We start from the raw sequence: 25,446 nt of genomic DNA on the forward strand, positions 1-25,446 counted from the left end.
TGCGCCCGCCATGGCGGCAATCGTCAAGGTGTCGAAGTCTTGGCAATGAGCGCCTTCGCATTCACATTCACCGCGATGCTCAGCGGTCCATCCAGTTCAGCCTGGCCCGTGACAGGCAGACGCCATACGCGCATGCGTGCCGCCAGGACATAGCCGAACAGTCCCTTGCTGATCACAAACTCCTTCCCGGCCGGGTTCGTCAACGTCATCGCCCCGATCTGCGCATGGACATTGCCGCTGTTGCGGATGCGCAACATCCACTCGCCCTTGTCGCGGAACACTTGCCAGTCGAGCGCTTCCTTGCCCGGCGCGCCGGCCGGCAGCACGAACACGGGCACCGAATAGCGCAAGCGGATATCGACGCCGCTGCGGCCCGTGTCATCGTCGCGGCTGACTTCGTCGATGAGCACGCGATACGTCTTTTCCTGCGCGACGGGACCGGCCTGGGCACGCACCAGGCGGATGGTCTGGCGGCTGTTCGCAGCGATCTCGACAATGGGCGGACTGGCCACCAGTTCCTGGGTCGCCACCAGCGTTTCCTCGCCGTCGCGCTGGTCCCAGGCGAACACGCGCACCTGGCCATACATGGGCTGGTCGCCGAGGTTTTGCAGGTTGATGCCGGCCGCGCCCTGTTCGGCGCGGAAGTTGAGCGTCACCGGCGAAATCTGCAGATTGGCGCCCTGCACGCCCGCGGCACCGCACGCCAGCAGCGCCAGCCAGGGCCAGATCAGGGAGGCGGCAGCGGCCTTCATGCGTCGCCCGGCTTAAAAGTAAACGGTGGCCGTGATGGTCGACTTGTAAGTGTCGGGCGCCGGCGTCGCCTGCGGCGGAATGTTGCCGTACACGGTGATCGGCTGAGAGCTCCCATTGCCGGTGCCGCCGACCGTATTCGTGCCCTGCGTATCGCCCCACAAGGTGCTGCCCGCCGTCTGGAACAGGTTGAATTGCACCGTTCCCAGGTTGCCGCCGGTGCCGCTCAGATAACGCGTGGTGCCGGTCGAGCCCGTACCCGTGCCCGCCGTCAGGCCCACGTTGTACGGCGTGGTATTGGTGCAGGTGACATCCACGGTCGTATTGACGTTAACGGCAGTAGCCAGTACACCCTGACTTTGACCAAAGTCGAGATTGGCCGCCGCAATCGTGCAATTGGCGATGATTTTCAGGGTCACGTCAAAGGTCGTGGTGTTGCTGCCGTTCAGATACACGGCGGCATCGGCATAGCCAGGCAGGAAGGCCGCAGCGGCAAGGACGACACTGGCGGCAGCGGTCAAGCGGGGTGAAATAACTCGCAACATGATACCTCCTGATGACGGGACATCATTAATGCGCCCATCGGCTGAAGGGCTTCGAGGATAGTCACGGTATTGCCGGCGTTTTCTGGGGCACGCAAACCAGGACGACAAAATACTTGCGCCGAGAGTCAGGAAGCCAGGGACTCCAGCATTTTTTGCAGCATTTGCAAAACAGATTTTTTGGCAAGCGACATTGCTTAAAATCAATGCATGAGTGAATTATTAGCCATCTGGGAAATCCGCGCTTCTTCTCGCGGAGAAACCTCTTTTGAAACACGAGAAAAGCAGAAAAAAAAGAAAAAGCAGGGCATAATAAGCCACAACTTGCTATTTGGTTAAGTCATCCATGCCATGCCATTGACCAGCGAACCCATCAAAAAAAACATCCTGATCGTGGACGATTCCGCGTTCGAGCAGCGCATGCTGATGGAACTGCTGAGCGAGCAACCGTACCGTTTCAGCATCGCTTTCAACGGCTACCAGGGCTACCAGCTGGCGCTGGCCACGCATCCCGACCTGATCCTGCTCGATGTGCGCATGCCGGAAATGGATGGCTACACGGCGTGCCGTTTGCTCAAGGCGAATCCCGAAACGGAACCGATCCCCGTGATTTTTCTCAGCGGCGCCGATGCCGCCAAGGAACGCATCATGGGCTTGCAGGTAGGCGGCGTCGATTACATCTCGAAGCCGTTTACACCGGAGGAACTGGCCGCGCGCATCCATATCCACCTGGGCTTGATGCGTAAAAGCAACAGCACCTTGCCCGCCGCGTCGCCGGCCAGCGAGCGCCAGCAGCATCCCGACCTGGTGTTCGTCAATGCCGTCAAGCAACTTATTCTCGACAACCTGGGCAGCCTGCCCAACCTGTCCGAAATCGCCCGCAGCGTGGGCACCTACCGCGAAAAGCTCACCCTGATGTTCCGCGAACAGACGGGCATGACGGTCTTCGCCTTCATCCGCGAGGCGCGCATCGCCCGCGGCGTGGAATTGCTGCAGCAGACCGAGATCGACGTGCAGGATATCGCCCTACTGATCGGCTTCCACAACGCGGGCAACTTCGCCACGGCCTTCCGCGAGCGCATGGGCATCACGCCCAGCGCCTACCGCCAGCGCCTGCAGGAGCAGACGGGCCAGCGGCAGGTGTCGAACGGGCACTGAGGGGCACGCATGCCCCCCGCACCCTAGAACTTGTAGTTCAGCTTGAGCGAGGCGAAGCGGCCGCGCGGATCGGCTTGCGTATAGTCAAAGCCCGAGGCCGAGTAATCCCACGGCGCGCGCTTGTTGGCCAGGTTCTGCACGATGAAGGTGACGTTCGCCGCTGGCGTCACCTGCCAGCTGGTGGTCACGTCAAACGTGCTGAAGGCGGCCACGGATTCATCGAGATGCGTGTTTTGCGCATAGCTGCCGACATAGTTCCAGGTCAGCGTGGACGACCATTTGCCCTGTTCCCAGGTGGCCGAGCTGACGCCGCGCCATTTCGGGATGGAGCCGAAATAATTGGTGCCGGCGCCGTCCGTCAGCGGCGCGCCGTCCGACAGCGGTTCGGCAAAGCGCAGCACGCGGCTCAGCTGGCCGGCCAGGGTCAGCTTGCCCCAGTCCTTGTCGACGAAGCGCTGGCGCAGGTCCAGATCGATGCCCGACACTTCGCGCTGGCCCTGGTTGCGGTACTGGCGGTACAGGGTCGTGATGCGGCCATCGGCGTCGCGCGTGATCTTTTGCGGCGCCGACGCTTCGTTGGCGATGGTGGTGGTGGCGCTTTCCGTGCCGATCACGCCATCCTGCTTGATGCGGTAGTAATCGAGGCCGATGCTCGAACTGCTGGTCGGCGAGACCACCACGCCCAGGTTCAGGTTATTCGACCGTTCCGGACGCAAGGCGGTGTTGGCGATGGTAATGGCCGTCACGCCGCGCGTCTGCGTCGGCGTGATCGGATCGCGCGGATCGAGCACGCTGACATAGCTGACGGCCGTGCTTTGCGTGATTTCCGGCAGCGACGGCGCGCGGAAGCCGCGCGAGACGGTGCCGCGCACCAGCAGCCATGGCGCCGCCTGGTAGCGGGCGCTGGCTTTCGGCGAAAACGCATTGCCGAAATCGCTGTAATGGTCGGCGCGGCCCGCCAGGTTGACGGACAGGTCTTTTACCACCGGCACGTTGAATTCGGCAAACAGGGCCGACACGCTGCGCGAGCCGTTGATGATGTTAATCGCCGGGCGCAGCTCGGTGCCGGACAGCACGGCCGTCGAGGTCTGCGAATCCATCTTTTCGCGGCGCCATTGCGCGCCGGCGGCAAAGCCCAGCGGACCGGCCGGCAACTGCCACAGGTCCTTCGCGGCCGAGAAGTCGACGGTGTCGAGCGTCGATTCGGCCGGACGCAGGGTCGACAGGCGCAGGCGGTTGCGCACCGCTTCGCTGTTTTGCGCCTGATCAAAGAAGTTATAGCTGCCGTCGGCCAGCACTTTCTGGAATTCGTAGCGGTTGACGAAGTTCTGCACGGTTTCTTCCAGCTTGCTGCTCGAGTGGCCCACGGCCGCGTCCCAGTCCCAGCCCGCCAAGGTGCCCTTGACGCCCGCCAGGGCGCGGTAGAACGTCACTTTGTCCTGCTTCAGGCGCGGTCCCAGGTCGAACAGGGTGGCCGTGAACGGCAGGGGCGTGGCGCCCGGATTGTTCGGATGGCCCACGGGCAGCACGACGGGTATCGTGTCGAGCGCCTGGGTGGCGTTGTTCCACACGCGCGTGGCATTGTTTACCGTCAAGGGCGCGCTGAAGGTCTGGTCGGCGCGCGAGTAGCTGTGCAGCAAATCGACATACGCTTCCATGTCCGCATTCAGCTTCAGGGTGCCGCGCGCGGCCGAGTGGATGCGCTGGATGCCGGGAATCAGGGTTTTGTATGGCGAGGGGTTGTACGCCAGCACTTGCCCCGTCTTGCCGGGCGTGATGTCGCCATAATTGACCAGTTGCAATGGCCCGCGCACGCCGCCCAGGGTCTTCGTCGGGTCCGTGCCCGCATAGTTGGTGATGGCCCAGCCCAGGCTGCCCCGCTGCTGCTTGCGGAAGTCCGCATCGCGCATCCACGCCACGTCGCTTTGCTGCAGCTTGTCGCGCTGCTGCGCATCGACCGAGAAGACCAGGCTGTAGCCGTCTTCTTCCAGCTTGCCGAAACCCGTCTGCAGCGCCGCGCTCTTTTCATGCTGGCCCGTGCCTTCGGTCGAACCGCCCCACTGCGCCGTAATGTCCGTGCCCGTGAATTCCTTGTACAGGATGATGTTGACCACGCCGGCCACGGCATCGGAACCATAGACGGACGAAGCACCGTCCTTGAGCACCTCGATGCGCTGCACGGCCGCCATCGGCAGGCTGTTCAGGTCGACAAAGGTTTCCTGCAGGTTTTGCGCCGTCGCATAGCTGGCCACGCGCTTGCCATTGACCAGGATCAAGGTATTTTTCTGGCCGATGCCGCGCAGCGACAGGCCCGAGGTGCCGGCCGAGAAGCTGCCCGTATATTGCTCGTTGTAGCTGTTGCCGCTGTTGGCGGAAATCGCGCGCAGCACGTCCGACACGCTGGTCTTGCCGCTGGCTTTCAATTCCTTGGCGGTGATGACCTGGACGGCGCTGGCGCCCTCCTTTTCGCTGACACGGATATTCGACCCGGTGACGTTGACGCGCAGCATTTCCTCCTCGGCATGGGCGAAGGCAGGAAAGGCGGCGGCGATGGCAAGACTGATGGCGAGTGGTTTGAACATGGTTTCCTCTTATTGGGATTGCGGCCTTCTTCAGATAAAAAAAGCCGAGCAGGGGCACGCGGGCCGGATGGGCCTGCGGGAATTACGACAACGGGGGGAATGCAGGAATTACGGGATGCGTGGACGCGCACGCATCGGCATCCACTGCGCCATGGATTGCATGGTCAGCTGGTGCCGGGTGGCGGAAAAAATGGCAGAAAGAGTAAAGCGCAACATAAAAGACACCGGTAAGCGGGGAAATGCCACTATATCGCGACGTCTTTATGGTGTGAACGAATTAAAAATTGATTGTATATATGATTTGAATCTAAGGCCTTGCCGATGGCGCGCCGTCAGGCATCGGCGATGGCCGCCGGCGGGGCCGCCGCCGCGCGGCGCGCCTGCAGGCGCCACCAGTACCAGGAGATGAGCGCATTGACCCAGTAGGCGGCGTACAGCACGGCCGTCAGGTACAGGCCGCGGCTGTAGTACAAGGGCACGGCCACCGTGTTGACAAGCAGCCAGAAACCCCAGGTTTCGATGCGCCGGCTCATCAGCAAGAATTGCGCGATGACGCTAAATACCAGCACCGCAGAATCGATGAAGGGCGCGTAGGCATTCGTGAAGCGGTGCAGCAGCATGCCGTAGATGAACACGGCGGCAAAACCGGCCGGCACCACCCAGGCCAGGCTGCGCCAGCCCGTGCGCGTGATCGGCAGCGGCTGGCCGCTTGCGCCGCGCCGCCATTGCAGCCAGCCGATGACGCAGGTAACGATGAAAAACAGCTGCAGCAGCACGTCGGCGTACAGGTTGACCTGGAAAAACAGCACGGCGAACAGCACGCAGCCGACCATGCCGATCCACCAGGAATGAATATTGTTGCGTCCGGCCAGGACGATGGAAACGGTCATCAGCACGTTGGCGGCGATCTCGAGTGGGGGAGTCAAGCGGTCTTCCTTTGCGGGGCAGTGGTTGGATGCACGGCGCCACTATAGCCGAATACACTGCCCGGTGTCCTGCGCGCCAGAGGCAATTGCAAGGGGGGCAGGCGGCGAAAACCGCGCAAAAGTCCAGGAAAAACACGCCAGGCAGGCCTTCAGCAGCAGCAACCCTTGACTTCCCTGGCCATTCTGGCAAATTGAATATCAAGTTGAAACTCTATGGAAGCACCCGTATGCGCATGCGCCATCTCCTGTTTGCGGCAGTGCTCGGCGTATCGGCCCTGCCAGCCCTGGCTTGCCGCATGACGATGGCGCTGGAGCAGTGGCCGCCGTACGTCTACCGCGACGCCGAGGGCCGCTACACGGGCCTGGACCTGGAGTTGCTGCGCGCCATCTTCAAGGAAGCCCGCTGCACCCTGGTCACCTTGCCGGAACTGCCCACGGCGCGACGCGAACTGCTGTTCCAGAAGGGGAAACTGGACCTGATGCTGGCCGCGTCCGAAACGCCGGAGCGCCAGTCGTATGCCCGCTTTTCCATTTCGTATCGCGATGAAGCCGTGGGCATCTTCAGCAAGTCCGGCCATGCCGACGGCCTGCGCCAGATCGCCAGCGTCGCGCAGCTCGCGCGCGGCAAGGCCACCCTGCTGGCGCCCAAAGTGGGCTGGTATGGCGCGCAATACGCGGCGGCCCGCCCGGCGCTGGAAAAGGCCGGCCGCCTGAATGCGTTCGGCACCTTCCAGCAAGGCGTGCGCATGCTCGACGCGGGCCGCGCCGACCTGCTGATGGGCGACGTGCTGGCCGTGCGCCACGAGGCGCGCCAGCAGGGCGTCGCCTTGAGCGCCCTGCCCTTCCTCGCGCTGCGCGCGCCCGTGCACCTGATGCTCAATGCGCACAGCACCAGCGCCGCCGACCTGGCCCGCCTGAACGCCGCCATCACGCACCTGGAGCAGCGCGGCGCGCTGGCGGCGATCCGCGCCAGCTACGACGCGCCGTAAGGCGATCAGCCCTTGGCAGCCGCTTCCAGGATTTCCAGCTTCGTTTCGCGGCCATTCCTTTGCACGCCCTGCGCCTTGTCGTAGCTTTCGATCAGGGCGCGGTACGGCGGCACGATGTGGTCCGTCATGATGGCGGCGAACTCCATCGCATCGGCGCGGTTCCAGGTGCTCATCACTTCCGCCAGCACCGCATACGTATCGATCGGCACGGCGCCGGCCTGCGCCACGCGCGCCATGGTGATATCGGTGGCCATCTTCGACCAGTTGCCCGAGGCGTCGATGATGGCAAACACCTTGTAGCCGGCCGCCAGCGCGCTGATGGTGGGGAAAGCCATGCATACGCTGGTGAGCGTGCCGGCGATCAGCAAGGTCTTGCGGCCCGTCTTTTCGATGGCCTCGACCCAGGCCGGATTGTCCCAGGCGTTGATCTGGCCCGTGCGCGGGATGTAGACGGCTTCCGGGTTGAAATGGTGGATTTCCGGGATCAGGGGGCCGTTCGGGCCGTCCGGCACGGAAGCGGTGGTAAAAGTCGGCATGTTCGCCAGGCGCGACAGCTTGGCCAGCGCCGTGACGTGGCCGCGCAGCACGTGCTGCTCGATGTCGCGCACCAGCTGGAACAAGCCGCTCTGGTGGTCGATCAGCAGCATGACGGCGTCGTCGGGATCGATCATCGGTGGCAAACCTTGGAAGTTGGCGGGGGTGCTCATGGTAGTCTCCTGAAGGTGGCGCCGCCTGGCGGCGCCGGTTGAATGCCCATGCCGCCGGGTGCGGCATGGGTTGTTGCTTGCTGCCTGCTGCACAAAGTCGATTACTTCTCGATGCGGGCAAAGCGGCCGCTGTTGAAATCCTCGAACGCCTGCACGATTTCCGCTTCGGTGTTCATGACGAACGGGCCATGGCCGACGATGGGCTCGTCGATCGGCTCGCCGCTCAGCAGCAGCACCACGGCGTCGTTGTTCGCCTCGACGGTGATGCTGTCGCCATCGCGCCCGAACAGCGCCATCTGCGCTTCGCGCAGCACGCTCTCGCCATTGACCAGCACCGTGCCGTGCAGGACGATCAGCGCCGTGCTCCAGCCCCTGGTCACGGGCAGTTCCGTCAGCTTGCCCTGGGCCAGGCGCACATCCCACACCTGCATCGGCGAGAACGTGCGGGCCGGGCCATGCTGGCCGCCGAATTCGCCGGCGATCACACGCACGGAGCCTGCATCGTCCGGCAACGCCACCGTGGGAATCGTGTCGCTGGTGATGGCCTGGTAGCCGGGCGCCGTCATCTTGTCTTTCGCCGGCAGGTTCACCCACAGCTGCACCATTTCCAGCGTACCGCCCGACTGCGTGAAGGCAGGCGAGTGAAACTCTTCATGCAGGATGCCGGCGCCGGCCGTCATCCATTGCACGTCGCCGGGGCCGATCACGCCGCCCTGGCCCGTCGAATCGCGGTGCGCCACTTCGCCCTTGTAGACGATGGTCACCGTCTCGAAGCCGCGGTGCGGATGCGAGCCGACGCCGGGCGGTCGCGTGCCGGGCGCAAATTCGGCGGGGCCGGCATAGTCGAGCAGCAGGAATGGGCTCAGCTGCTTGCCATGGCCGTTGTACGAAAACATCGAGCGCACGGGGAAACCGTCGCCGACCCAGTGCTGGCGCGGTGCGCTGTAGATACCTGTGACTGTGTTCATCTCGATCTCCTGTTGGGGTTTGCATTACGATGGAGACAGAATAGACTCGCAACGATCAACGCGGTAGACGGTAAAATAGGCCTTCAGCGTTCCAAAAATAGAACGATCAAGGAGGCGGCATGCAGGACCTGAACGACTTGTATTACTTTGTGCAGGTGGTCGACCATGGCGGCTTCGCGCCGGCCGGGCGCGCGCTGGGCATGCCGAAATCAAAACTGAGCCGGCGCATCGCCCTCTTGGAAGAGCGCCTCGGCGCGCGCCTGCTGCAGCGCACCACGCGGCATTTCTCCGTCACCGACGTGGGGCAGACGTTTTACGAGCATTGCAAGGCGATGCTGGTGGAAGCGGAAGCGGCGCAGGAAGCGATCGACCTGACGCGGGCCGCGCCGCGCGGCACGGTGCGCCTGTCCTGCCCCATCGCCCTGCTGCATGCACTGGTGGGCCCCATGCTGGCCGGTTTCATGCGCGACCATCCGCAGGTGACCCTGCTGCTCGAAGCGAGCAACCGCCGCGTCGACCTGGTGGCCGAGGGCATCGACGTGGCCATCCGCGTGCGTCCGCCGCCGCTGCCCGACAGCGACCTGGTGCTGCGCGTGCTGGCCGAACGCAGCCAGTGCATGGTGGGCAGCCCGCTGCTGTTCGCCGGCGCGCCCGTGCCGCAGGCGCCGGCCGACCTGGCCGACTGGCCCAGCCTGGCCCTGGGCACGCCGCAGCAGCACTACCAGTGGGATTTGCATGGCCCGGACGGCGCGCGCGCCCAGCTGCGCCACACGCCGCGCTTCGTCACGGGCGACATGCTGACCCTGCGCGACGCGGCCGCGGCCGGCGTGGGCGTGGTGCAGCTGCCGACCATGATGATCGTCGAGCAGGTGGCCAATGGCAGCCTGCTGCCACTGATGGCGCAGTGGCGGCCGCAGCGCGAAATCATCCACGCCGTCTTCCCGTCGCGGCGCGGCCTGCTGCCCGCCGTGCGCGCGCTGATCGACTACCTGGCGCACAGCTTCGCCGCGCTGGAGGAAGAATGAGGGTTTTCAGGTACGATGACGTACTCGCCAATCGCCTGGACACCGCATGCGTTTATTGATTCTGTCGGACCTGCACCATGAGTTATGGCGCGAGGATGCGCCGCAAGGCGATCTTGCGCTCAGCCGTCCCGACGCCGTGATCCTGGCCGGCGACATCGACACGGGCGCGCGCGCCGTTGCCTGGGCCGCCACGGCGTTTGCGGGCCTGCCCGTGCTGTACGTGCACGGCAACCACGAAGGCTATGGCCACCACCTCGACAAGGTGCGCCAGGAATTGCGCAGCGCCTGCGCCGCCACGGACAACGTGCATTTTCTCGACGCCGACAGCCACGTCATCACCGACCAGGCAGGCAAGCCGGTGCGCTTCCTGGGCGCCACCCTGTGGACGGATTTCCGCCTGCTGGGCGAAGATACGCGCCTGGCCGCCATGCGCGACGCGGAAGCCGTCATGAACGACTACAAGCGCATCCGCCTGGCCAACATGGGCTTTCGCAAGCTGCGCGCGGCCGACACGGCCATGTTCCATGCGCAGCAAAAAGCCTGGCTGGCGCGCGAACTGGCGCAGCCCTTCGACGGCCGCACGGTGGTCATCAGCCACATGGCGCCCTCGCTGCAGTCAGTCGACGACGCCTACGGCAGCGAGGGCTGCGCGCCCGCCTACGCCTCGCGCCTGGACGAGCTGGCCGCGCAGGCGGACCTGTGGGTGCATGGCCACATTCACGTCTCGCGCGACTACCGCATCGGCCCGTGCCGCGTCGTAGCCAACCCCTGCGGCTACAAGACGCGCAGCGGCACGCCGCAAAATCCCCGTTTTGATCCGAACTTCATCGTCGAACTGGCCCCGCGCTAATCCTCGGGCTTCAGACGCCCCGCCAGCAGTTGCTGCAGGCGGTGCTTGCCGGCCCGCCGCGCGGCCCTTGGCGACGCCTCCGACTGGTGCGCGCCGGCGCCGCCGCGCAGCCTGGCGGCCGCCACCAGCGGATTGCGCGGCTTGGACGGGGCTTTCACTTTGATCTTCATGGCCACTCCTTTCAGCCCTTGATGCAGACGACCTGGCGCAAGGTATGCACCACTTCCACCAGGTCGCGCTGATGCGCCATGACGGCGTCGATATTTTTATAGGCGGCGGGGATTTCGTCGATCACGCCGCCATCCTTGCGGCACTCGATGCCGGCCGTCTGCTCGGCCAGGTCGAAGCGGTTGAAGCGGCGCTTCGCCTCGCTGCGGCTCATGCTGCGCCCCGCCCCGTGCGAGCAGGAGCAGAACGATTCCGGATTGCCCTTGCCACGCACGATGAAGCTGCGCGCGCCCATGCTGCCGGGGATGATGCCCAGTTCGCCCTGTCGCGCCGAAATGGCGCCCTTGCGCGTCACATATAAATCCTCATTGCCATGCGTTTCGCGCGCGATGTAGTTGTGGTGGCAGTTGATGGCTTCCCCGTCGAGCCGGAACGGCGGAGCAAACTGCGCCAGCACGTCGAGCACGCGGCGCATCATTTCGCTGCGGTTGAGCAGCGCGTAATCCTGCGCCCAATCCACCGCGTCCACGTAGTCGTCAAATACCGTGGAGCCCTCGCTCAGGTACGCCAGGTCCGCGTCCGGCAGCTGCAGCTGGTGGCGCCGCATATCCTTCTGCGCGGCGGAGATAAAATAACGGCCGATCACGTTGCCGATGCCGCGCGAACCCGAATGCAGCATGATCCACACCCGCTGCTCCTCGTCGATGCAGATTTCAATGAAGTGATTGCCGCCCCCCAGGGTGCCGGCCTGGCAAATCCACGTGCGCTCGAACTGGCGCAGCATCTTGGCGATGCCCCGGTGGCGCTCGACGATGCGCGCCAGGCGGTCGCCGAGGGGCCGCACGGCGCGCGCCTGGCGCGAGCCTTGCACGCGGCTCCATTCGTGCTGCTCGAAGCCGACGGGCACTTGCGCTTCGATGGCGCTGCGCAGGCGCGCCAGGTTGTCGGGCAGGTCGCTGGCCGTCAGGGTCGTGCGCACGGCGTTCATGCCGCAGCCGATGTCGACGCCAACGGCGGCCGGGATGATGGCGGCGCGCGTGGGAATCACGCTGCCGACGGTAGCGCCGATGCCGGCATGCACGTCGGGCATGGCCGCCACATGCGGATGGACGATGGGCAGGCTGGCAATATTGTGCAGCTGGCGCAGCGCCTGCGCGTCGATATCGTCGGTAAAGATATGCACGGGCACATGGGCGCCGCGCAGTGTCTGATGAATGGGCATAACGTCTTCCTTGGTATTGTCGTTATGCCGGGGTCGTTTAAAACAAAAAACCCCGGCGAGTTTCCTCACCGGGGTTTTGAAGGACACCGGCTCGGGATCGGCAATGTGCCGATGGCCCCGAGCGTCATGCACGGGGCTAGTGGTAGTACAACTTGCTGCCAGCCTGCTCGAACATGGGTTTCCTTTCTTTTGTCTGGTTAATCTGAACTGCGGATGCTGATTCTGCACCTTATGCTGCAGTGCGTCAATCCCTTTTCATGGCGAAGACGCCAACGTTGTTATTTTGTCGCAGCTTCTTTTTCCTTCGCGATGCGGGCATCGAGTTTCGCTTCATTCCTGGCAGCGTAGTTGCTGCACGCCTGCGCGTCGATGAAGGGGTTCGGCGTGACGCCTTCCAGCAACTGCGTCAGCTTGCCGTCGCCGCCCGAGTGGTCGGGATGGGCCGAGACCAGGATGTCGCACGGCAGTCTGGCAAAGTCCTGCATGACGCGGCGGAAGGCCGGCGTCAGGTCTCCATGGCGTTCATCGCCCAGGTAGTGAAAATCGTCGGCCGCCACCGGCGTGAGGCTGGCGCCGAACACCACGTTCAGGCATTCCTCGCGCTCGGCATCCTCGCACGAGACCCAGGTCCAGCTGGTGCTGCCCGGCGTGTGGCCGGGCGTGTAGTGCGCCGTGATGGTCACCTCGCCCAGTTGCAGGGTTTCGCCATCGGCGATCTCGCGCACGTTTTCCACGGCCGGCATGGGGTCGATTTCGCCCGCTTGCGGGTCCATGGCGAGTACCGAGCCCGCGCGCAGCGCCTGCGCGCCGAGCGGACTGGCGACCACTTGCGCGCCGCTGTCGCGGGCCAAGGCGGCGATGCCGCCCGAATGGTCGAAATGCGCTTCCGTACTCAGGATGAACTTGATGTCCTCCACACGAAAACCCAGTTCGAGGAGATGCTCCTTGATGGCGGCCACCGACTGCGGCAGCGCGCCGTCGATCAGGATCAGCCCCGCCTGCGTGTGGATCAGCACCACGCTCAAGCCGCCCACGCCCACATAATACGTGTCGCCGTGGATGCGCGCCGGCTGCTGCGGGCGGTTCCACTGCGCCGCATACGGAGAAGCGATCGGCTGCGTCAACGGATCGACGGGGGGCGTAGCGGCATGCGCCGTCAACGGCAGCGCCATGGCGGCCAGCGCGATGCTGAGCAAGGTCTTGGGAAGAAAGAAAGGCGGCATGCGGCTCCAGGAAGATAGGCGGTATGAATAGATGCCACAGGGTAACGTCGCTACCCTCGCGCGGTCAAGCGGACGGGCGCAGCGACTTGCGCTACGATAGAGGCCCCTATACTGCCGCGCGCCCTGCCGCCTTCTTGCCATGCGTTTGCTGATCCTGTCCGACCTGCACCTGGAAGTCTGGGGTGCCGACACGCCCGCCATCGACCTTGCCGCCAGCCGCCCCGACGCGGTGATCCTGGCCGGCGACATCGACACGGGCAGCAATGCCATCGCCTGGGCCGCGCGCACTTTCGGCGCCCTGCCCGTGCTGTACGTGCACGGCAATCACGAGGGCTATGGGCACCAGCTCGAACACATGCAGGACGCCGTGCGCGACGCCTGTGCCAGCGCCAATGCCCATGGCGCCAATATCGGCCTGCTCGACGGCGACGCCGTAGTGCTCGACGGCGTGCGTTTTCTCGGCATGACGCTGTGGACGGATTTTTTACTCTTCGGTGCGGAGCGCCAGGAAGAAGCCATGCAGGCGGCGCAAGCCTACATGCCCGACTACAAGCGCATCAGCACGGGCGGCGACGCGCCGCGCCTCTTGTGCGCCAGCGATACGGCGCAGCTGCACGCGCAGCACCGCTCCTGGCTGGAGCGGCAGCTGGCGCAACCGTTCGCCGGCAAGACAGTCGTCATCACGCACATGGCGCCATCGATGCTGTCGGTGGACGCGCAATATGCGACGAACCTCGGTTCGCCCGCTTTCGCCTCGCAGCTCGACGACCTGGTAGCCCAGGCCGACCTGTGGGTGCATGGCCACATGCATGCCTCGCTCGACTACCAGATAGGCGAATGCCGCGTCGTCTGCAACCCCTGCGGCTACAAGCGTCCCGACGGCACGCCGGAAAATGAACGCTACGATTCCGGCTTCATCGTCGACATCGCCAGCGCGGTTTAATTTTTTCGATAGCGCAGCTGTACCACGCCGCTGGGCAGCTGGCGCGTGCCGTCCAGGCGCCAGTCGCTGCGCGGCAAGCCGTCCTCGAACAGGCGCACGCCGCGCCCCAGCACCACGGGCAGCACGGACAGAATCAGGCTGTCGATGACGCCCTCGCGCAAGCCGGCGCGGATGACGGCGCCGCCATCGAGATACACGTGGCGACAACCCTCCCCTGCCAGTTCCTCCAGTACTGACCGCACACTGCCTTCGCGGCGCTGCTCGCCATGCCGCGGCGCGAAATCGCGGTGGCTCAGCACCACCACGCGCTTGCCCGCATACGGCCACGGCGAAAAATCCAGCACGGCGTCATAGGTGGTGCGGCCGATCAGCAAGGTATCGACCTGCGCCATCAAGGCCGTGTAGCCGGTGGCCTCGGGCGTATCGGGCGCCAATTCGGCCAGCCAGGACAGGTCGCCGTTTTCTCCCGCGATGCAGCCGTCGATGCTGATGCCGAGAAAAACGCTGACAGAAGTTTTTTTCATGGGTGTGCCTTCATTTAATTCTACAGTGTAGAATTATGCCAATGAAATCGACAAAACTTCAAGCCATTGAAAATCCCGCGCGCCGCGCGGGCCGCCCCCGCCGCGCCGCGCCCGCGCTGGACGGCGATACCATCCTGCAGGCTGCCCTGGCTCTGCTGGAAAAACAAGGCGAAGCGTTTTCCATGCGCGCGCTGGCGCAAAGCCTGGGCGTCGACGCCATGGCCCTGTATCACTACTATGCGGGGAAAGATGAATTATTGCTGGCCTTGATGGCGCAGCGTTTTGCCGCGCTCGATCCGCGCCAGCCGCCGTTTACGCGGCGCCAAACGCCCCAGCGGCGCCTGCTCGCGCTGTGCGCACTGTACCTGGAACTGGTCAGCGCCACGCCGTATTTCGTGCGCCTGATGGCGCGCGGACTCGTGACGCAAGCCGACGTGGCAGAGCGGTTTACGGCGCTGTTCGAGCTGGCCCTGGAGGGCCTTGATCTGCCGCAAAATATCCAGCTGCGTGGCCGCGATGCGCTCGTCGATTTTTTGCACGGCTATGCGCTGGCGGGCAGGCCGGCCGGCGAGACGCGGTGGCACGCCTCGATTTCTCTGATCCTGGCCGGCATGCGCACAAGCGCTTAATTGAACTTCTTGAAATCCGGCTTGCGTTTTTCAAAGAAGGCAGTAAACGCTTCCTTCGCCTCGGCGCCGCCCAGCATGGCGCTGAACAGCTTGTTTTCGTCGGCGATAGCTGCCTTCATCGGCTCCATGCGGCTTTGCTTCATCAGGCGCTTGGTGGCGCGGATGGACGCGGCTGGCAATGCCACCAGCTTGGCGGCCTGGCCTTGCGCGAACGTCATCAGCTCGTACAGGGGCACGACTTTCGACACCAGGCCCATTTCCAGCGCTTCGCTGGCGGGGAACGCTTCGCCCAGCATCAGCTTTTCCGCCGCGCGCGGATAGCCGGCCAGTTGCGTGAGCAGCAGGCTGGAGCCGAATTCCGGGCACAGGCCCAGCTGCGTGAACGGCATCGAGAAGCTGGCGTTGTCGGCCGCGTAGACGAGGTCGCAGTGCATCAGCAAAGTCGTGCCGATGCCGATGGCGGGGCCGGAGACGGCCGCCACCACGGGTTTGCTGCTGCCATACAGGGCGCGCATGAACTGGAACACGGGGCGGTCATGGTCGAGCGAGCCATCCTTCGGACGCGCCGTCTTCATGAAGTCATCGAGGTCGTTACCGGCCGTGAAAATCTCGCGCTTGCCGCAGATCAGGATGGCGCGCACGTCATCGTCCGTCTCCGCCGCCACCAGCGCGTCGGCCAGGGTCTGGTACATGGCGCCCGTGATCGCATTCTTGCGTTCCAGGCGGTTGAATTCCAGGGTCAGAACACCCTCGCTCTTGCTGCACAAAATATCCATGTCGTCTCCAAAAGATAAAGGGCGCCGAGATATCCCCAGCGCCCAGGTTCTGACTAATCTTATCTGACCACTGACGTCACGACGCCTGTGTCATCAAACGCGTTCGAAGATGCCTGCCGCGCCCATGCCGGCGCCCACGCACATCGTCACCATGCCGTACTTCTGCTTGGTGCGCTGCAGCGCGTGGATCACGGTGGCGGCGCGGATGGCGCCGGTGGCGCCCAGCGGGTGGCCCAGGGCGATCGCGCCGCCCATCGGGTTGACCTTCGATGGATCCAGGCCCAGGTCGCCGATGACGGCCAGCGCCTGTGCGGCAAACGCTTCATTCAGCTCGATCCAGTCCAGCTGGTCTTGCGTGATGCCGGCGGCGGCGCACGCTGCTGGAATGGCGAATTTCGGACCGATGCCCATGATTTCCGGCGGCACGCCGCGCACGGCGAACGACGAGAACTTCGCCAGCGGGGTCAGGTTATGCTCGCGCAAAATCTTCTCGCTGACGATCAAGAGCGCGCCGGCGCCGTCGGACATCTGCGAGCTGTTGGCGGCGGTCACGCTGCCCTTGGCGGCAAACACTGGCTTCAGTTTTGCCAGCGACTCCATCGACGAATCGGCGCGCGCGCCTTCATCCGTGTCGACGGTGCGGCGGCTCACATCAACCTGGCCGGTGGCCAGGTTCGGCGTGCGCGTGATGATTTCCACTGGCGTCGTTTCGGCCTTGAAGAAACCGGCTTGCTGCGCGGCGATGGCGCGGCGGTGCGATTCAACGGAGAACGCGTCCTGCTGTTCGCGCGACACTTTCCATTGCTGCGCCACTTTCTCGGCCGTCAGGCCCATGCCGTAGGCCATGCCGATGTTCTCGTCGCTGAACATGTCCAGGTTCATCGATGGGTGGTGGCCCATCATCGGCACCGTCGACATCGATTCGATGCCGCCGGCGATCATGACGTCGGCTTCGCCCACGCGGATGCGGTCGGCCGCCATGGCAATGGCCGTGATGCCCGAGGCGCAGTAACGGTTGACGGTGACGCCGCCGACGGTTTTCGGCAAGCCTGCCAGCAGCACCGAGTTACGCGCGATATTGAAGCCCTGCTCCGCTTCCGGGAACGAGCAGCCGATGATGGCGTCGGTGATCAGCGCCGGGTCCAGGCCAGGCGCCTGCGCCAGGGCCGATTGCAGCACGCGCACCAGCAGGTCGTCCGGGCGGGTGTTCTTGAACATGCCGCGCGGCGCCTTGCCGATCGGGGTGCGGGTTGCAGAGACGATGTAGGCGTCTTGAAGTTGTTTGCTCATTTTATGCTTTCAAAGATGTTGAACGAGGTTCGTGTTCTGTCGAATGTCCGGGGTGGCGGTTTATCGCTTCTGCGACAAATACCAGTCCACCGTCACCTGTGCCGCCAGCGTGCCTTCACAGTCAAAAATATCGACTGCCACGGGAAACGCCACCTTGCCGTCCTGCGCCAGCTGCGCCTTCAGTGCGGCCAGGTCGCCCGGCACGCGGCCTTCGGCGCGCGTCGCGCCCCGGGCCACCTTCTGGTAGGCGATGCGCGACTCCTTGGCCACCGGGCGCAAGCCCAGTATCAGCTCGGCAAAGCCGCCAGCCATGGCCGCGCCGGAAGCCGTTTCGGCCAGGGTAAACAAGGCGCCCGCGTGCTGCGTGCCCAGGTGATTATGCAGTTTGGGATCGTCCGGCAGCGACACCTTCGAGGTGCCGGCGCCGATCTCGTCGATGCTGATCCCCAGCAGCCGCACGAAGGGCAAGGTGTCCATCATCTGTTGTTTGATACGGTCATACACCATGCTTGGCCTCACGCGCAGCAGTACTTTAAATACGAGGGACAGGATCGTCATCGACGTTGTGCTTAGTTGCGTACCGGCTTACCGGTCTGCATCATGCCCATGATCCGTTCCTGGGTTTTCGGATGGTTCAACAGCTCCAGGAATGCCTTGCGTTCCATATCCAGCAGCCACTGCTCGCTGACGAAGCTGCCCTGGTCCACGTCGCCGCCCGATACGATCTCGGCGATCATCTCGCCCAGCTTGAAATCGTGCGCCGAGATGAAGCCGCCGTCGCGCATATTGACCAGCTGCGCCTTGATGGTGCCCCAGCCGTAGCGGCCCGTCACCTGGATCAGCGACGGCAGTTGCGGACGGAAGCCCGCGTCGAACATGGCGCGCGCTTCGACCTTGGCCACGTGCAGCAGCTCGTAGGCGTTGAACACGATCACGTCGTCTTCCTTCAGGTAGCCCATCTTCTTCGCTTCCAGCGCCGATTTCGACACGTTGGCGGTGGCTGCGTTGGTAAAGCCCGTTTTCAGGAATTGCAGGATGTCGTTACCCTTGGCTTCCTTGTAGGCGCGCTGCGCCGCTTCCTTCAAGCCGCCGCCGGCAGGAATCAGGCCCACGCCCACTTCCACCAGGCCGATGTACGACTCGATCGAGGCCACGCGCTTGGACGCGTGCAGCGCCAGCTCGCAACCGCCGCCCAGCGCCAGGCCAGCGACCGCGGCGATCACCGGCACGTTCGCGTATTTCAGCGACATGAAGGTGTTCTGCAGTTCGGCGATGATAGGATCGACGGCTTTCACGCCGCCTTGCATGAAGGCCGGCAGGGCCGATTGCAGGTCGGCGCCGGCCGAGAAGGCGCCGCCTTCGGCTGCGTCGGCATGCCAGATCACCAGGCCCTTGAAGTTTTTCTCGGCTTCAGCCAGGGCCAGTTTCAGGCCATTGATCACGCCTTCGCCGATCACGTGCATCTTCGTCTTGAACGAGATGATCAGGACGTCGTCGCCCGTATGCCAGACGCGCACGGATTCGTCTTCGAAGACGGTGGTGCCGGCGGTCTTGCCGTCGATGGCGCCGCTGCCCAAGACCGGCGCGCGGAACGGCTGGCGGTCGTACACGGCCAGGCTGGAGCGGGGCACGAAGCTGTTCGATACGGCGGAATACGAACCTTCCGGCGTGTGCACGCCGCCCTTCTCAGCGACCGGACCTTCGAAGACCCAGGCAGGCAAAGGCGCATTGCACAGCGCATGGCCGGCGTCGATGTCTTCCTTGACCCAGTTGGCCACTTGCAGCCAGTTCGATGCCTGCCACGTTTCAAACGGACCGACGTTCCAGCCGAAGCCCCAGCGCATGGCGAAGTCGATGTCGCGCGCATTGTCGGCCACGGTGTCGAGGTGAATGGCGATGTAGTGGAAGGCGTCGCGGAAGATCGCCCACAGGAACTGGCCTTGCGGATTCGTCGACTCGCGCAGCGCCTTCATCTTCTTGACCGGATCCTTTTCCTTCAGGATGCGGGCGATGATGTCGGCTGCCTTGGCGCCGCCGGCCACGTATTCGCCGGTGGCAAAATCGAGACGTTGGATTTCCTTGCCGACCTTCTTGTAGAAGCCCGCGCCGCTCTTCTGGCCCAGCGCGCCCTTTTCCACCAGCTGCGCCAGCACGGCCGGCGTCTTGTAGACGGCGGCGAACGGGTCGTTCGGCAGGTAATCCTGCATGGTCTTGATCACATGGCCCATGGTGTCCAGGCCGACCACGTCCGCCGTGCGGAAGGTGCCCGACTTGGCGCGGCCCAGCTTGGAGCCGGTCAGGTCATCGACGACGTCCACGGACAGGCCGAATTTTTCCGCTTCGTGCACGATGGCCAGGATGCCGAACACGCCAACGCGGTTGGCGATGAAGTTCGGCGTGTCCTTGGCGCGCACGACGCCCTTGCCCAGGGTGGTGGTCAAAAAGCCTTCCAGCTGGTCGGCGATTTCCGGCTTGGTGAACGCGGTCGGGATGATCTCGACCAGGTGCATATAGCGCGGCGGATTGAAGAAGTGCACGCCGCAATAGCGCGATTTCAGGTCGGCGTCGAAGCCTTCGGCCAGCTTGGTGATCGACAGGCCCGAGGTGTTCGAGGCGAAGATCGCGTTCGGGCCGATGTGCGGGGCCACCTTCTGGTACAGGTCGTGTTTCCAGTCCATGCGCTCGGCGATGGCTTCGATGATCAGGTCGCAACCGGCCAGCAGGTCCAGGTTGTCTTCGTAGTTGGCTACCTGGATCAGCGCGGCGTCATCCTTGTTGCCCAGCGGCGCAGGCGACAGCTTTTTCAGGTTCTCGATGGCGCGCAGCACGATCGCGTTTTTATCCGTCCCGCCGGAGACATGCTCCGGCTTTGCAGGCAGGTCGAACAGCACGACCGGCACTTTCGCGTTGATGCAATGGGCGGCGATCTGCGCGCCCATCACGCCGGCGCCGAGGACGGCTACTTTTTTAACGATGAAATTGGTCATATTTTCCTCAAGTCTTAGAACAGGTCTGCGTCGAGTGCCATCAGGTTGGCCGAACCGGAACGCGCCTGACGGATCAGGGTTGCCGTCTCAGGCTGCAAGCGGGCGAAGTAGAAACGTGCGGTAGCCAGTTTGGCGGTGTAGAACTTGTCGCCGCTGGACTCTTTTTCGAGGGCGATCTTGGCCATCTGCGCGAACAGGTAGCTGTAGATCATGTGGCCGACGACGCGCAGGTAAGGCACGCAGGCCGCGCCCACTTCGTCAGGATTCTGGAAGGCCTTCATGCCGATTTCCATGGTCAGCTTGGTGACTTTGTCGCCCAAATCGCCCAGTGGGGTGACGAATTCGCTCATCGCTTCATCGGTGCCGTTGTCTTCGACGAAAGCCTTGATTTTTTCGCCGAACTTGCGCAGCTTGGCGCCGTTGTCGCCGAGGATCTTGCGGCCCAGCAGGTCCAGCGACTGGATCGTGTTCGTGCCTTCGTAGATCATGTTGATGCGCGCGTCGCGCACATACTGCTCCATGCCCCATTCCGAGATGTAGCCGTGGCCGCCGAACACTTGCATCGCGTCCGAGGTGGCGATCCAGGCGTTGTCGGTAATAAAAGCCTTGATGACGGGCGTCAGCAGCGCCACTTCGTCGGCCGCTTCCTTGCGCACGTCGGCGTCCGGGTGGTGCAGTTCGCGGTCGATCTGCAGCGCCACGTACGAAGTGAAGGCGCGCGCGCCTTCGGCGTAGGCTTTGCCCGTCAACAGCATGCGGCGCACGTCAGGGTGCACGATGATGCGGTCGGCCGGCAGTTCCGGGTTCTTGATGCCGGACAGCGAACGCATTTGCGTGCGGTCCTTGGCGTAGATCAGCGCGTTCTGGTAGGCGATTTCCGTCAGGCCCAGCGACTGCATGCCCACGCCCAGGCGGGCCGCGTTCATGAAGACGAACATGGCGTTGAGGCCCTTGTTCGGCTGGCCGATGATCCAGCCTTTTGCGCCGTCCAGGTTCATCTGGCAGGTCGAATTGCCGTGGATGCCCATTTTTTCTTCGATGGCGCCGCAGGTGATCGGGTTGCGTTCGCCGACCGTGCCATCCGCGTTCGGCAGGAATTTCGGCACCAGGAACAGCGAGATGCCTTTCGAGCCTTCCGGCGCGTCCGGCACGCGGGCCAGCACCAGGTGCAGGATGTTTTCCGCCATGTCGTGCTCGCCGGCGGAGATGAAGATCTTGTTGCCGGTGATGGTCCAGGAACCGTCCGCCTCAGGCAATGCCTTCGAGCGCAGCAGGCCCAGGTCGGTGCCGCAGTGCGGTTCGGTCAGGCACATGGTGCCCGTCCATTCACCCGACACCAGCTTCGGCAGGTAGACTTCCTTCTGGTGGTCGGTGCCGTGCTCCTTCAGGCACTCGTAGGCGCCGTGCGACAGGCCAGGGTACATGGACCAGGCCTGGTTCGACGAGTTCAGCATTTCATAGAAGGAATTGTTCAGCACGACAGGCAAGCCCTGGCCGCCGTATTCCGGATCGCACGCCAGTGCTGCCCAGCCGCCTTCGACGTACTGCTTGTAGGCTTCTTTAAAACCTTTGGGCGTGGTCACGCTCTTCGTGACGGGGTCGTGGTGGCAGCCTTCGCGGTCGCCGGAGTGGTTCAGCGGGAACAATACTTCGGAAGTGAATTTGCCGCCCTCTTCCAGCACCTGGTTGATGATGTCGGCGTCGACGTCGGCGTACGACGGCATTTGCTTCAGTTCTTCTTCCACTTGCAGGAACTCGTGCAGGACGAATTGCATATCCCGGATTGGCGCGACGTATTGACCCATAATTTTCTCCTGAAGGCGTTTAGCTAAAGTGTTTTACTTGTGAACTGCTTGTTCGTTGCTGCGGATAATTCCTGGACTGCTTATTCCTTGCTGACTGCGGCCGGATTCTGGTACGACGCCAGCAGGCGCACAAAGCCTGCCTGCGCCCGTTCGATGCTGCCGGGCACGCGCAGGAAGCGCGCATCATGATGCAGGGCCAGGATCAGGCCATACATCTCGTACACCAGCTGCTGCGCGTCCGTGTCCGCCTTCAGGTCGCCCGTGGCGATCGATTGCTCGACACAGCGCAGCAGCGCGCCCTGCCAGGCCCGCACCATGGCCACCAGGGCCTCGCGGATGGGACCGGGACGGTCGTCATACTCGACGGCGCCGCTGATATAGATGCAGCCGGAAGCGATTTCCACGCTGACCCGCTTGACCCAGCGCGCAAACATCGATTGCAGACGCTGGATGCCGCGCGGTTCTTTCATGCTGGGGAAAAAGACTTCTTGCTCGAAACGGTAGTGGTAGAGCTTCAGCACTTCCATCTGCAAGTCTTCGCGCGAACCAAAGTGGGCAAACACGCCCGACTTGCTCATGTTCATTTTGTCCGCAAGCAGCCCAATGGTCAGGCCTTCCAGGCCGTCACGGCTGGACAGGTCCAGCGCCACGTCGAGGATGGCGGCACGGGTCAGTTCGCCCTTGCGCATGAATTTGACTGAAGTATTCAAGAGGTCCGTTCTAAAAGTGATGTTGCCGATCTGGCGGACTGGAACGCGGGGTAAAAAAAGCACGCTCCAAAAAAATCCGAACGCTCGTACTATTATCCACTACCACGTAAAAGTCAAACGGGAACTTTAGAGCCGGCGTTCTATTGGTGCGGTGCAGCATTTTTAGGCCAAGTGTTTATGGCAATGTCAGGCAGGCAAAAGCGGTGGACGCCCTTGCCTTACAGCAACAAGCGCACCTCAGGACAGGTCGCCCGCCTTGCTCAGTTGACGGCGGTCGCGCTTGGTCGGACGCCCCTTGATGGTGCTGCCCGGCTCGCGGAACAGCTTGCGTTCCTGCGCCAGCTGCTCGCGGCGGGCGACGCTGGCCGGCGTTTCGCCATACAGCAGGCGCGCCACGGGAGCCGCGCCGCGCTTGTCGGACAGGCCCAGCACGGCCACTTCCCACGTCTCCGCGCCATTGTCGATGGCCAGCTCGTCGCCCACGCGCACGCTGCGCGCCGGTTTCACGCGCTCGCCGCCCACTTTGACCTTGCCCGTGTCGACGGCCTCGCTGGCCAGCGAGCGCGTCTTGAAGAAGCGCGCCGCCCACAGCCACTTGTCCAGCCTGACCGTTGTCATTTCATTCATGCGTACTTGCCTACTGAAAAAATGCGCATCACCAGCCGGTACACGAGGAAGGCGGCCTCATAGCCGATGCGACGGAAACGGCCAATGTGCTTGAAATCATCCTGGTGGATCACGATGCCGTCGGCGATGCCCTGTTCTATATGCTGGCGCAGGCTTTGCGCAAACGCAACGTCCTTGATCACCACGTTGGCTTCCTGGTTCAGGAACAGGCTCAGCGCGTCAATATTGCTGGACCCCACCGTAGCCCAGTCATCGTCGACGACGGCCACCTTGGCGTGCAGCTGCGTCTTGCGGTACTCGACGATCTTTACGCCGGCGGCCAGCAGTTTCGGATAAAACGAGTGCGCCACGGCATCCTGCATGCGGAACTCGCCCACGCCGATCAGGAGCACCACGTCAACGCCCCGCTGGGCCGCCTGGGCCAGGGCCTGGCGCAGCTTGTGCCCGGGCGCGAAATACGGGTTGGCCAGCATCACGCTCTTGCGCGCCTGGCCCAGCGCCTGCAGGTAGGCGCGCTGGATGGTGCGGCGGTTGCGCAGGTTGTCGCGCACGACAAAGCCGGCCACGACGGGGTTCTTCGCCAGTTCCTTGCTGACCACGCGCATCTTGCGATACAGCTTGATACGCCGCACCAGGTTCATCTTGCCCAGGCGCGCCCACTGCGCCTGCGCTTCCTCATGGATGGCGTCCACCAGCGGGCCCCGCACCTGCACGGCGAAATCCCAGCGCGGCGCTTCCAGGCTGATGCTGTGGTCGTAGTCGCAAAACATGTCGTCGTTGATGTTGATGCCGCCCACCAGGGCCACTTCGAAGTCGACGACGCAGATCTTGCGGTGCGTGCGCGTGATGCCGCGCCGGAACCACGGGTTGAAGATGCGGTGATGCACGCCGGCCGCTTCCAGCTGCGCGTGCATGGCATTGACGCGGCGGTTGCCGGTGCCGAACCAGTCCGTGATCATGCACACCAGCACGCCGCGCGCGGCCGCGCGCTTGAGCGCGTCGAGCACCAGGGTGCCCGTGGCGTCGTCAGCGAAGATATAGGTTTCGAAATAGACTTCCGTGCGCGCGCCGTCGATGGCCGCGATCAAGGCTGGGAAGTAATCAGTGCCGCAATACAGCAGCTGGATGTCGTTGTGGGCGGTGAAATTGACTGATCGCATGCCGGCAGTCTACGCGAGTTTCAAAGCGGCAACGATCGGCGCGTGGTCCGACAGTTTCGCCCACAGGGTGCCATGCATCACTTGTGCGCCTTCCACATGGAAACCGCGCACATAGATGCGGTCCAGGCGGAACCACGGCAAGGCGGCGGGAAAGGTGCGCGCCGGCACGGGCACGGGTGTTTTCGTCTGGCGCCGCGCCAGGGTGCGCACGAGGTCGCCCAGGGCCGAGTTCGACGCGCGCTGGTCGAATACTTCCACCACGCCGAGCGCATTGCGCAGCTTGTCGCTGAGCGTGTTGCGCCAGTCGTTGAAATCGCCGGCGATGATGACGGGTTCGCCGTTCGGCGCCGATTCCATTACGGCGTCGATCAGCGCCTGCGTCTGCCGTCCCCGCCCCGATTCGAACAGGCCCAGGTGGACCACGTAGCAGTGCACGTCCGCCTGCGGCGTGTTGAGCACGCAATGCAGGATGCCACGCTGCTCGTAGGCATGGTCGGAGACGTCGTGGTTGGTTTGCGAGGCGATGGGAAATTTGCTGAGCAAGGCGTTGCCATGGTGACCATGGTCATACACGGCATTCATGCCATACGCGGAATGGTGTTCCGCGCCGGCAAAGAATTCATGCTGCGACGCTTCCGGCCAATGCTTGTGGCCGTTTTTCTCGGCACCATAGCGGGCCGCATTGCGGTCATGCTTGCCCTGCACTTCTTGCAGGAAGACAACATCGGCATGGAACAGGGCAATCGCCTGTTTTAAAGCATGCACGCGGGGCAGGCCTCGCACGGAGGAGACACCCTTGTGTATATTATAAGTTGCTACGCGGATTTTCATGCATTGATTCTACTCCCAGACGTCCCCCGCGCGGCGCCCCGGTAGGTGCGCGTT

Annotated in this window: 26 protein-coding genes; 7 read left to right on the forward strand and 19 right to left on the reverse strand. The window is 63.7% G+C overall.

What is annotated here, in order from left to right; translation table 11 throughout:
* Window positions 1–23: 23 nt before the first annotated feature.
* Both AC07VI_RS18350 and AC07VI_RS18355 read right to left on the reverse strand, forming a co-directional pair.
* The gene (locus AC07VI_RS18350; RefSeq protein WP_086147161.1) at window positions 24–752 is read right to left on the reverse strand and encodes a fimbrial biogenesis chaperone; all 729 of its coding nucleotides are present in this window, start codon (window positions 750–752) and stop codon (window positions 24–26) included.
* 12 nt (window positions 753–764) lie between these two features.
* The gene (locus tag AC07VI_RS18355; protein WP_086147160.1) at window positions 765–1,295 is read right to left on the reverse strand and encodes a Csu type fimbrial protein; all 531 of its coding nucleotides are present in this window, start codon (window positions 1,293–1,295) and stop codon (window positions 765–767) included.
* Window positions 1,296–1,502: 207 nt separating this feature from the next.
* Between AC07VI_RS18355 and AC07VI_RS18360 the strand changes: the two genes are divergently transcribed.
* Both AC07VI_RS18360 and AC07VI_RS18365 read left to right on the forward strand, forming a co-directional pair.
* A complete protein-coding gene (locus tag AC07VI_RS18360; protein ID WP_264296508.1) occupies window positions 1,503–1,631 on the forward strand; it encodes a hypothetical protein in 129 nt (42 codons plus the stop codon).
* Window positions 1,632–1,643: 12 nt separating this feature from the next.
* Window positions 1,644–2,450 carry a response regulator transcription factor gene (locus AC07VI_RS18365; protein WP_086147159.1) on the forward strand — a complete coding sequence of 269 codons (807 nt, stop codon included), beginning with the start codon at window positions 1,644–1,646 and terminating at the stop codon, window positions 2,448–2,450.
* A 23-nt stretch (window positions 2,451–2,473) separates the two neighbouring features.
* Here AC07VI_RS18365 and AC07VI_RS18370 read toward each other — a convergent pair whose 3' ends face one another.
* Window positions 2,474–5,032 (reverse strand): TonB-dependent receptor, encoded by a 2,559-nt coding sequence (locus tag AC07VI_RS18370; protein WP_492992316.1) that lies wholly within the window; start codon window positions 5,030–5,032, stop codon window positions 2,474–2,476.
* Window positions 5,033–5,364: 332 nt separating this feature from the next.
* Window positions 5,365–5,958: a nicotinamide riboside transporter PnuC gene (gene pnuC / locus AC07VI_RS18375; protein WP_086147157.1), complete on the reverse strand. Its 594-nt coding sequence runs from the start codon at window positions 5,956–5,958 to the stop codon at window positions 5,365–5,367.
* Window positions 5,959–6,185: 227 nt separating this feature from the next.
* On the opposite strand from pnuC, the gene AC07VI_RS18380 reads away from it, so the two are divergent.
* Entirely contained in the window at window positions 6,186–6,947 is a 762-nt protein-coding gene (locus tag AC07VI_RS18380; RefSeq protein ID WP_086147156.1) for a substrate-binding periplasmic protein, read from the forward strand.
* A gap of 5 nt (window positions 6,948–6,952) precedes the next feature.
* On the opposite strand, the gene AC07VI_RS18385 is transcribed toward AC07VI_RS18380, so the two are convergent.
* Entirely contained in the window at window positions 6,953–7,654 is a 702-nt protein-coding gene (locus AC07VI_RS18385) for an isochorismatase family protein (protein ID WP_492992313.1), read from the reverse strand.
* Between the two features lie 101 nt (window positions 7,655–7,755).
* A complete protein-coding gene (locus tag AC07VI_RS18390; RefSeq protein ID WP_099420138.1) occupies window positions 7,756–8,622 on the reverse strand; it encodes a pirin family protein in 867 nt (288 codons plus the stop codon).
* Window positions 8,623–8,741: 119 nt separating this feature from the next.
* Between AC07VI_RS18390 and AC07VI_RS18395 the strand changes: the two genes are divergently transcribed.
* Window positions 8,742–9,647 carry a LysR family transcriptional regulator gene (locus AC07VI_RS18395; RefSeq protein WP_086147153.1) on the forward strand — a complete coding sequence of 302 codons (906 nt, stop codon included), beginning with the start codon at window positions 8,742–8,744 and terminating at the stop codon, window positions 9,645–9,647.
* 46 nt (window positions 9,648–9,693) lie between these two features.
* Window positions 9,694–10,497, forward strand: coding sequence for a metallophosphoesterase (locus tag AC07VI_RS18400; protein ID WP_099375257.1), 804 nt, complete (start codon window positions 9,694–9,696; stop codon window positions 10,495–10,497).
* Here the strand turns inward: AC07VI_RS18400 and AC07VI_RS18405 are convergent.
* From AC07VI_RS18405 to bla, 3 genes are all read right to left on the reverse strand, one after another.
* The gene (locus tag AC07VI_RS18405) at window positions 10,494–10,667 is read right to left on the reverse strand and encodes a hypothetical protein (RefSeq protein ID WP_226936303.1); all 174 of its coding nucleotides are present in this window, start codon (window positions 10,665–10,667) and stop codon (window positions 10,494–10,496) included. The genes AC07VI_RS18400 and AC07VI_RS18405 overlap by 4 nt on opposite strands.
* A gap of 11 nt (window positions 10,668–10,678) precedes the next feature.
* Window positions 10,679–11,887, reverse strand: coding sequence for an RtcB family protein (locus AC07VI_RS18410; RefSeq protein ID WP_086147150.1), 1,209 nt, complete (start codon window positions 11,885–11,887; stop codon window positions 10,679–10,681).
* A 278-nt stretch (window positions 11,888–12,165) separates the two neighbouring features.
* Window positions 12,166–13,110: a subclass B3 metallo-beta-lactamase gene (gene bla / locus AC07VI_RS18415; protein WP_492992309.1), complete on the reverse strand. Its 945-nt coding sequence runs from the start codon at window positions 13,108–13,110 to the stop codon at window positions 12,166–12,168.
* Window positions 13,111–13,249: 139 nt separating this feature from the next.
* Between bla and AC07VI_RS18420 the strand changes: the two genes are divergently transcribed.
* Window positions 13,250–14,053 carry a metallophosphoesterase family protein gene (locus tag AC07VI_RS18420; protein WP_086147148.1) on the forward strand — a complete coding sequence of 268 codons (804 nt, stop codon included), beginning with the start codon at window positions 13,250–13,252 and terminating at the stop codon, window positions 14,051–14,053.
* Here AC07VI_RS18420 and AC07VI_RS18425 read toward each other — a convergent pair.
* Window positions 14,050–14,577: a dihydrofolate reductase family protein gene (locus AC07VI_RS18425; protein WP_086147147.1), complete on the reverse strand. Its 528-nt coding sequence runs from the start codon at window positions 14,575–14,577 to the stop codon at window positions 14,050–14,052. The genes AC07VI_RS18420 and AC07VI_RS18425 overlap by 4 nt on opposite strands.
* A 41-nt stretch (window positions 14,578–14,618) precedes the next feature.
* Here AC07VI_RS18425 and AC07VI_RS18430 point away from each other — a divergent pair, with 41 nt between their 5' ends.
* On the forward strand, window positions 14,619–15,206 hold the full coding sequence (locus AC07VI_RS18430) for a TetR/AcrR family transcriptional regulator (RefSeq protein WP_172404829.1): 588 nt from the start codon (window positions 14,619–14,621) through the stop codon (window positions 15,204–15,206).
* Here AC07VI_RS18430 and AC07VI_RS18435 read toward each other — a convergent pair.
* The 9 genes from AC07VI_RS18435 to AC07VI_RS18475 form a co-directional block, all read right to left on the reverse strand.
* Window positions 15,203–15,982 (reverse strand): enoyl-CoA hydratase, encoded by a 780-nt coding sequence (locus AC07VI_RS18435; protein WP_086147145.1) that lies wholly within the window; start codon window positions 15,980–15,982, stop codon window positions 15,203–15,205. The genes AC07VI_RS18430 and AC07VI_RS18435 overlap by 4 nt on opposite strands.
* 93 nt (window positions 15,983–16,075) lie before the next feature.
* Window positions 16,076–17,272, reverse strand: a complete 1,197-nt coding sequence (locus AC07VI_RS18440; RefSeq protein ID WP_492992306.1) for an acetyl-CoA C-acyltransferase — start codon at window positions 17,270–17,272, stop codon at window positions 16,076–16,078.
* A 60-nt stretch (window positions 17,273–17,332) separates the two neighbouring features.
* Complete coding sequence (locus AC07VI_RS18445; protein WP_226936302.1) at window positions 17,333–17,830, reverse strand: PaaI family thioesterase; 498 nt, start codon at window positions 17,828–17,830, stop codon at window positions 17,333–17,335.
* 11 nt (window positions 17,831–17,841) lie between these two features.
* Window positions 17,842–20,259, reverse strand: a complete 2,418-nt coding sequence (locus AC07VI_RS18450; RefSeq protein ID WP_086147144.1) for a 3-hydroxyacyl-CoA dehydrogenase/enoyl-CoA hydratase family protein — start codon at window positions 20,257–20,259, stop codon at window positions 17,842–17,844.
* Window positions 20,260–20,273: 14 nt separating this feature from the next.
* On the reverse strand, window positions 20,274–22,064 hold the full coding sequence (locus AC07VI_RS18455; RefSeq protein ID WP_034753387.1) for an acyl-CoA dehydrogenase C-terminal domain-containing protein: 1,791 nt from the start codon (window positions 22,062–22,064) through the stop codon (window positions 20,274–20,276).
* Window positions 22,065–22,144: 80 nt separating this feature from the next.
* The gene (locus AC07VI_RS18460) at window positions 22,145–22,753 is read right to left on the reverse strand and encodes a TetR/AcrR family transcriptional regulator (RefSeq protein ID WP_086147143.1); all 609 of its coding nucleotides are present in this window, start codon (window positions 22,751–22,753) and stop codon (window positions 22,145–22,147) included.
* 258 nt (window positions 22,754–23,011) lie between these two features.
* The gene (locus AC07VI_RS18465) at window positions 23,012–23,401 is read right to left on the reverse strand and encodes an RNA-binding S4 domain-containing protein (protein ID WP_086147142.1); all 390 of its coding nucleotides are present in this window, start codon (window positions 23,399–23,401) and stop codon (window positions 23,012–23,014) included.
* Complete coding sequence (gene clsB / locus AC07VI_RS18470) at window positions 23,398–24,561, reverse strand: cardiolipin synthase ClsB (protein WP_086147141.1); 1,164 nt, start codon at window positions 24,559–24,561, stop codon at window positions 23,398–23,400. The genes AC07VI_RS18465 and clsB overlap by 4 nt, the downstream gene beginning before the upstream one ends.
* Window positions 24,562–24,570: 9 nt before the next feature.
* On the reverse strand, window positions 24,571–25,392 hold the full coding sequence (locus AC07VI_RS18475) for an endonuclease/exonuclease/phosphatase family protein (RefSeq protein ID WP_086147140.1): 822 nt from the start codon (window positions 25,390–25,392) through the stop codon (window positions 24,571–24,573).
* Window positions 25,393–25,446: the final 54 nt, after the last annotated feature.

Source organism: Janthinobacterium sp. GW821-FHT03A03 (assembly GCF_059421435.1).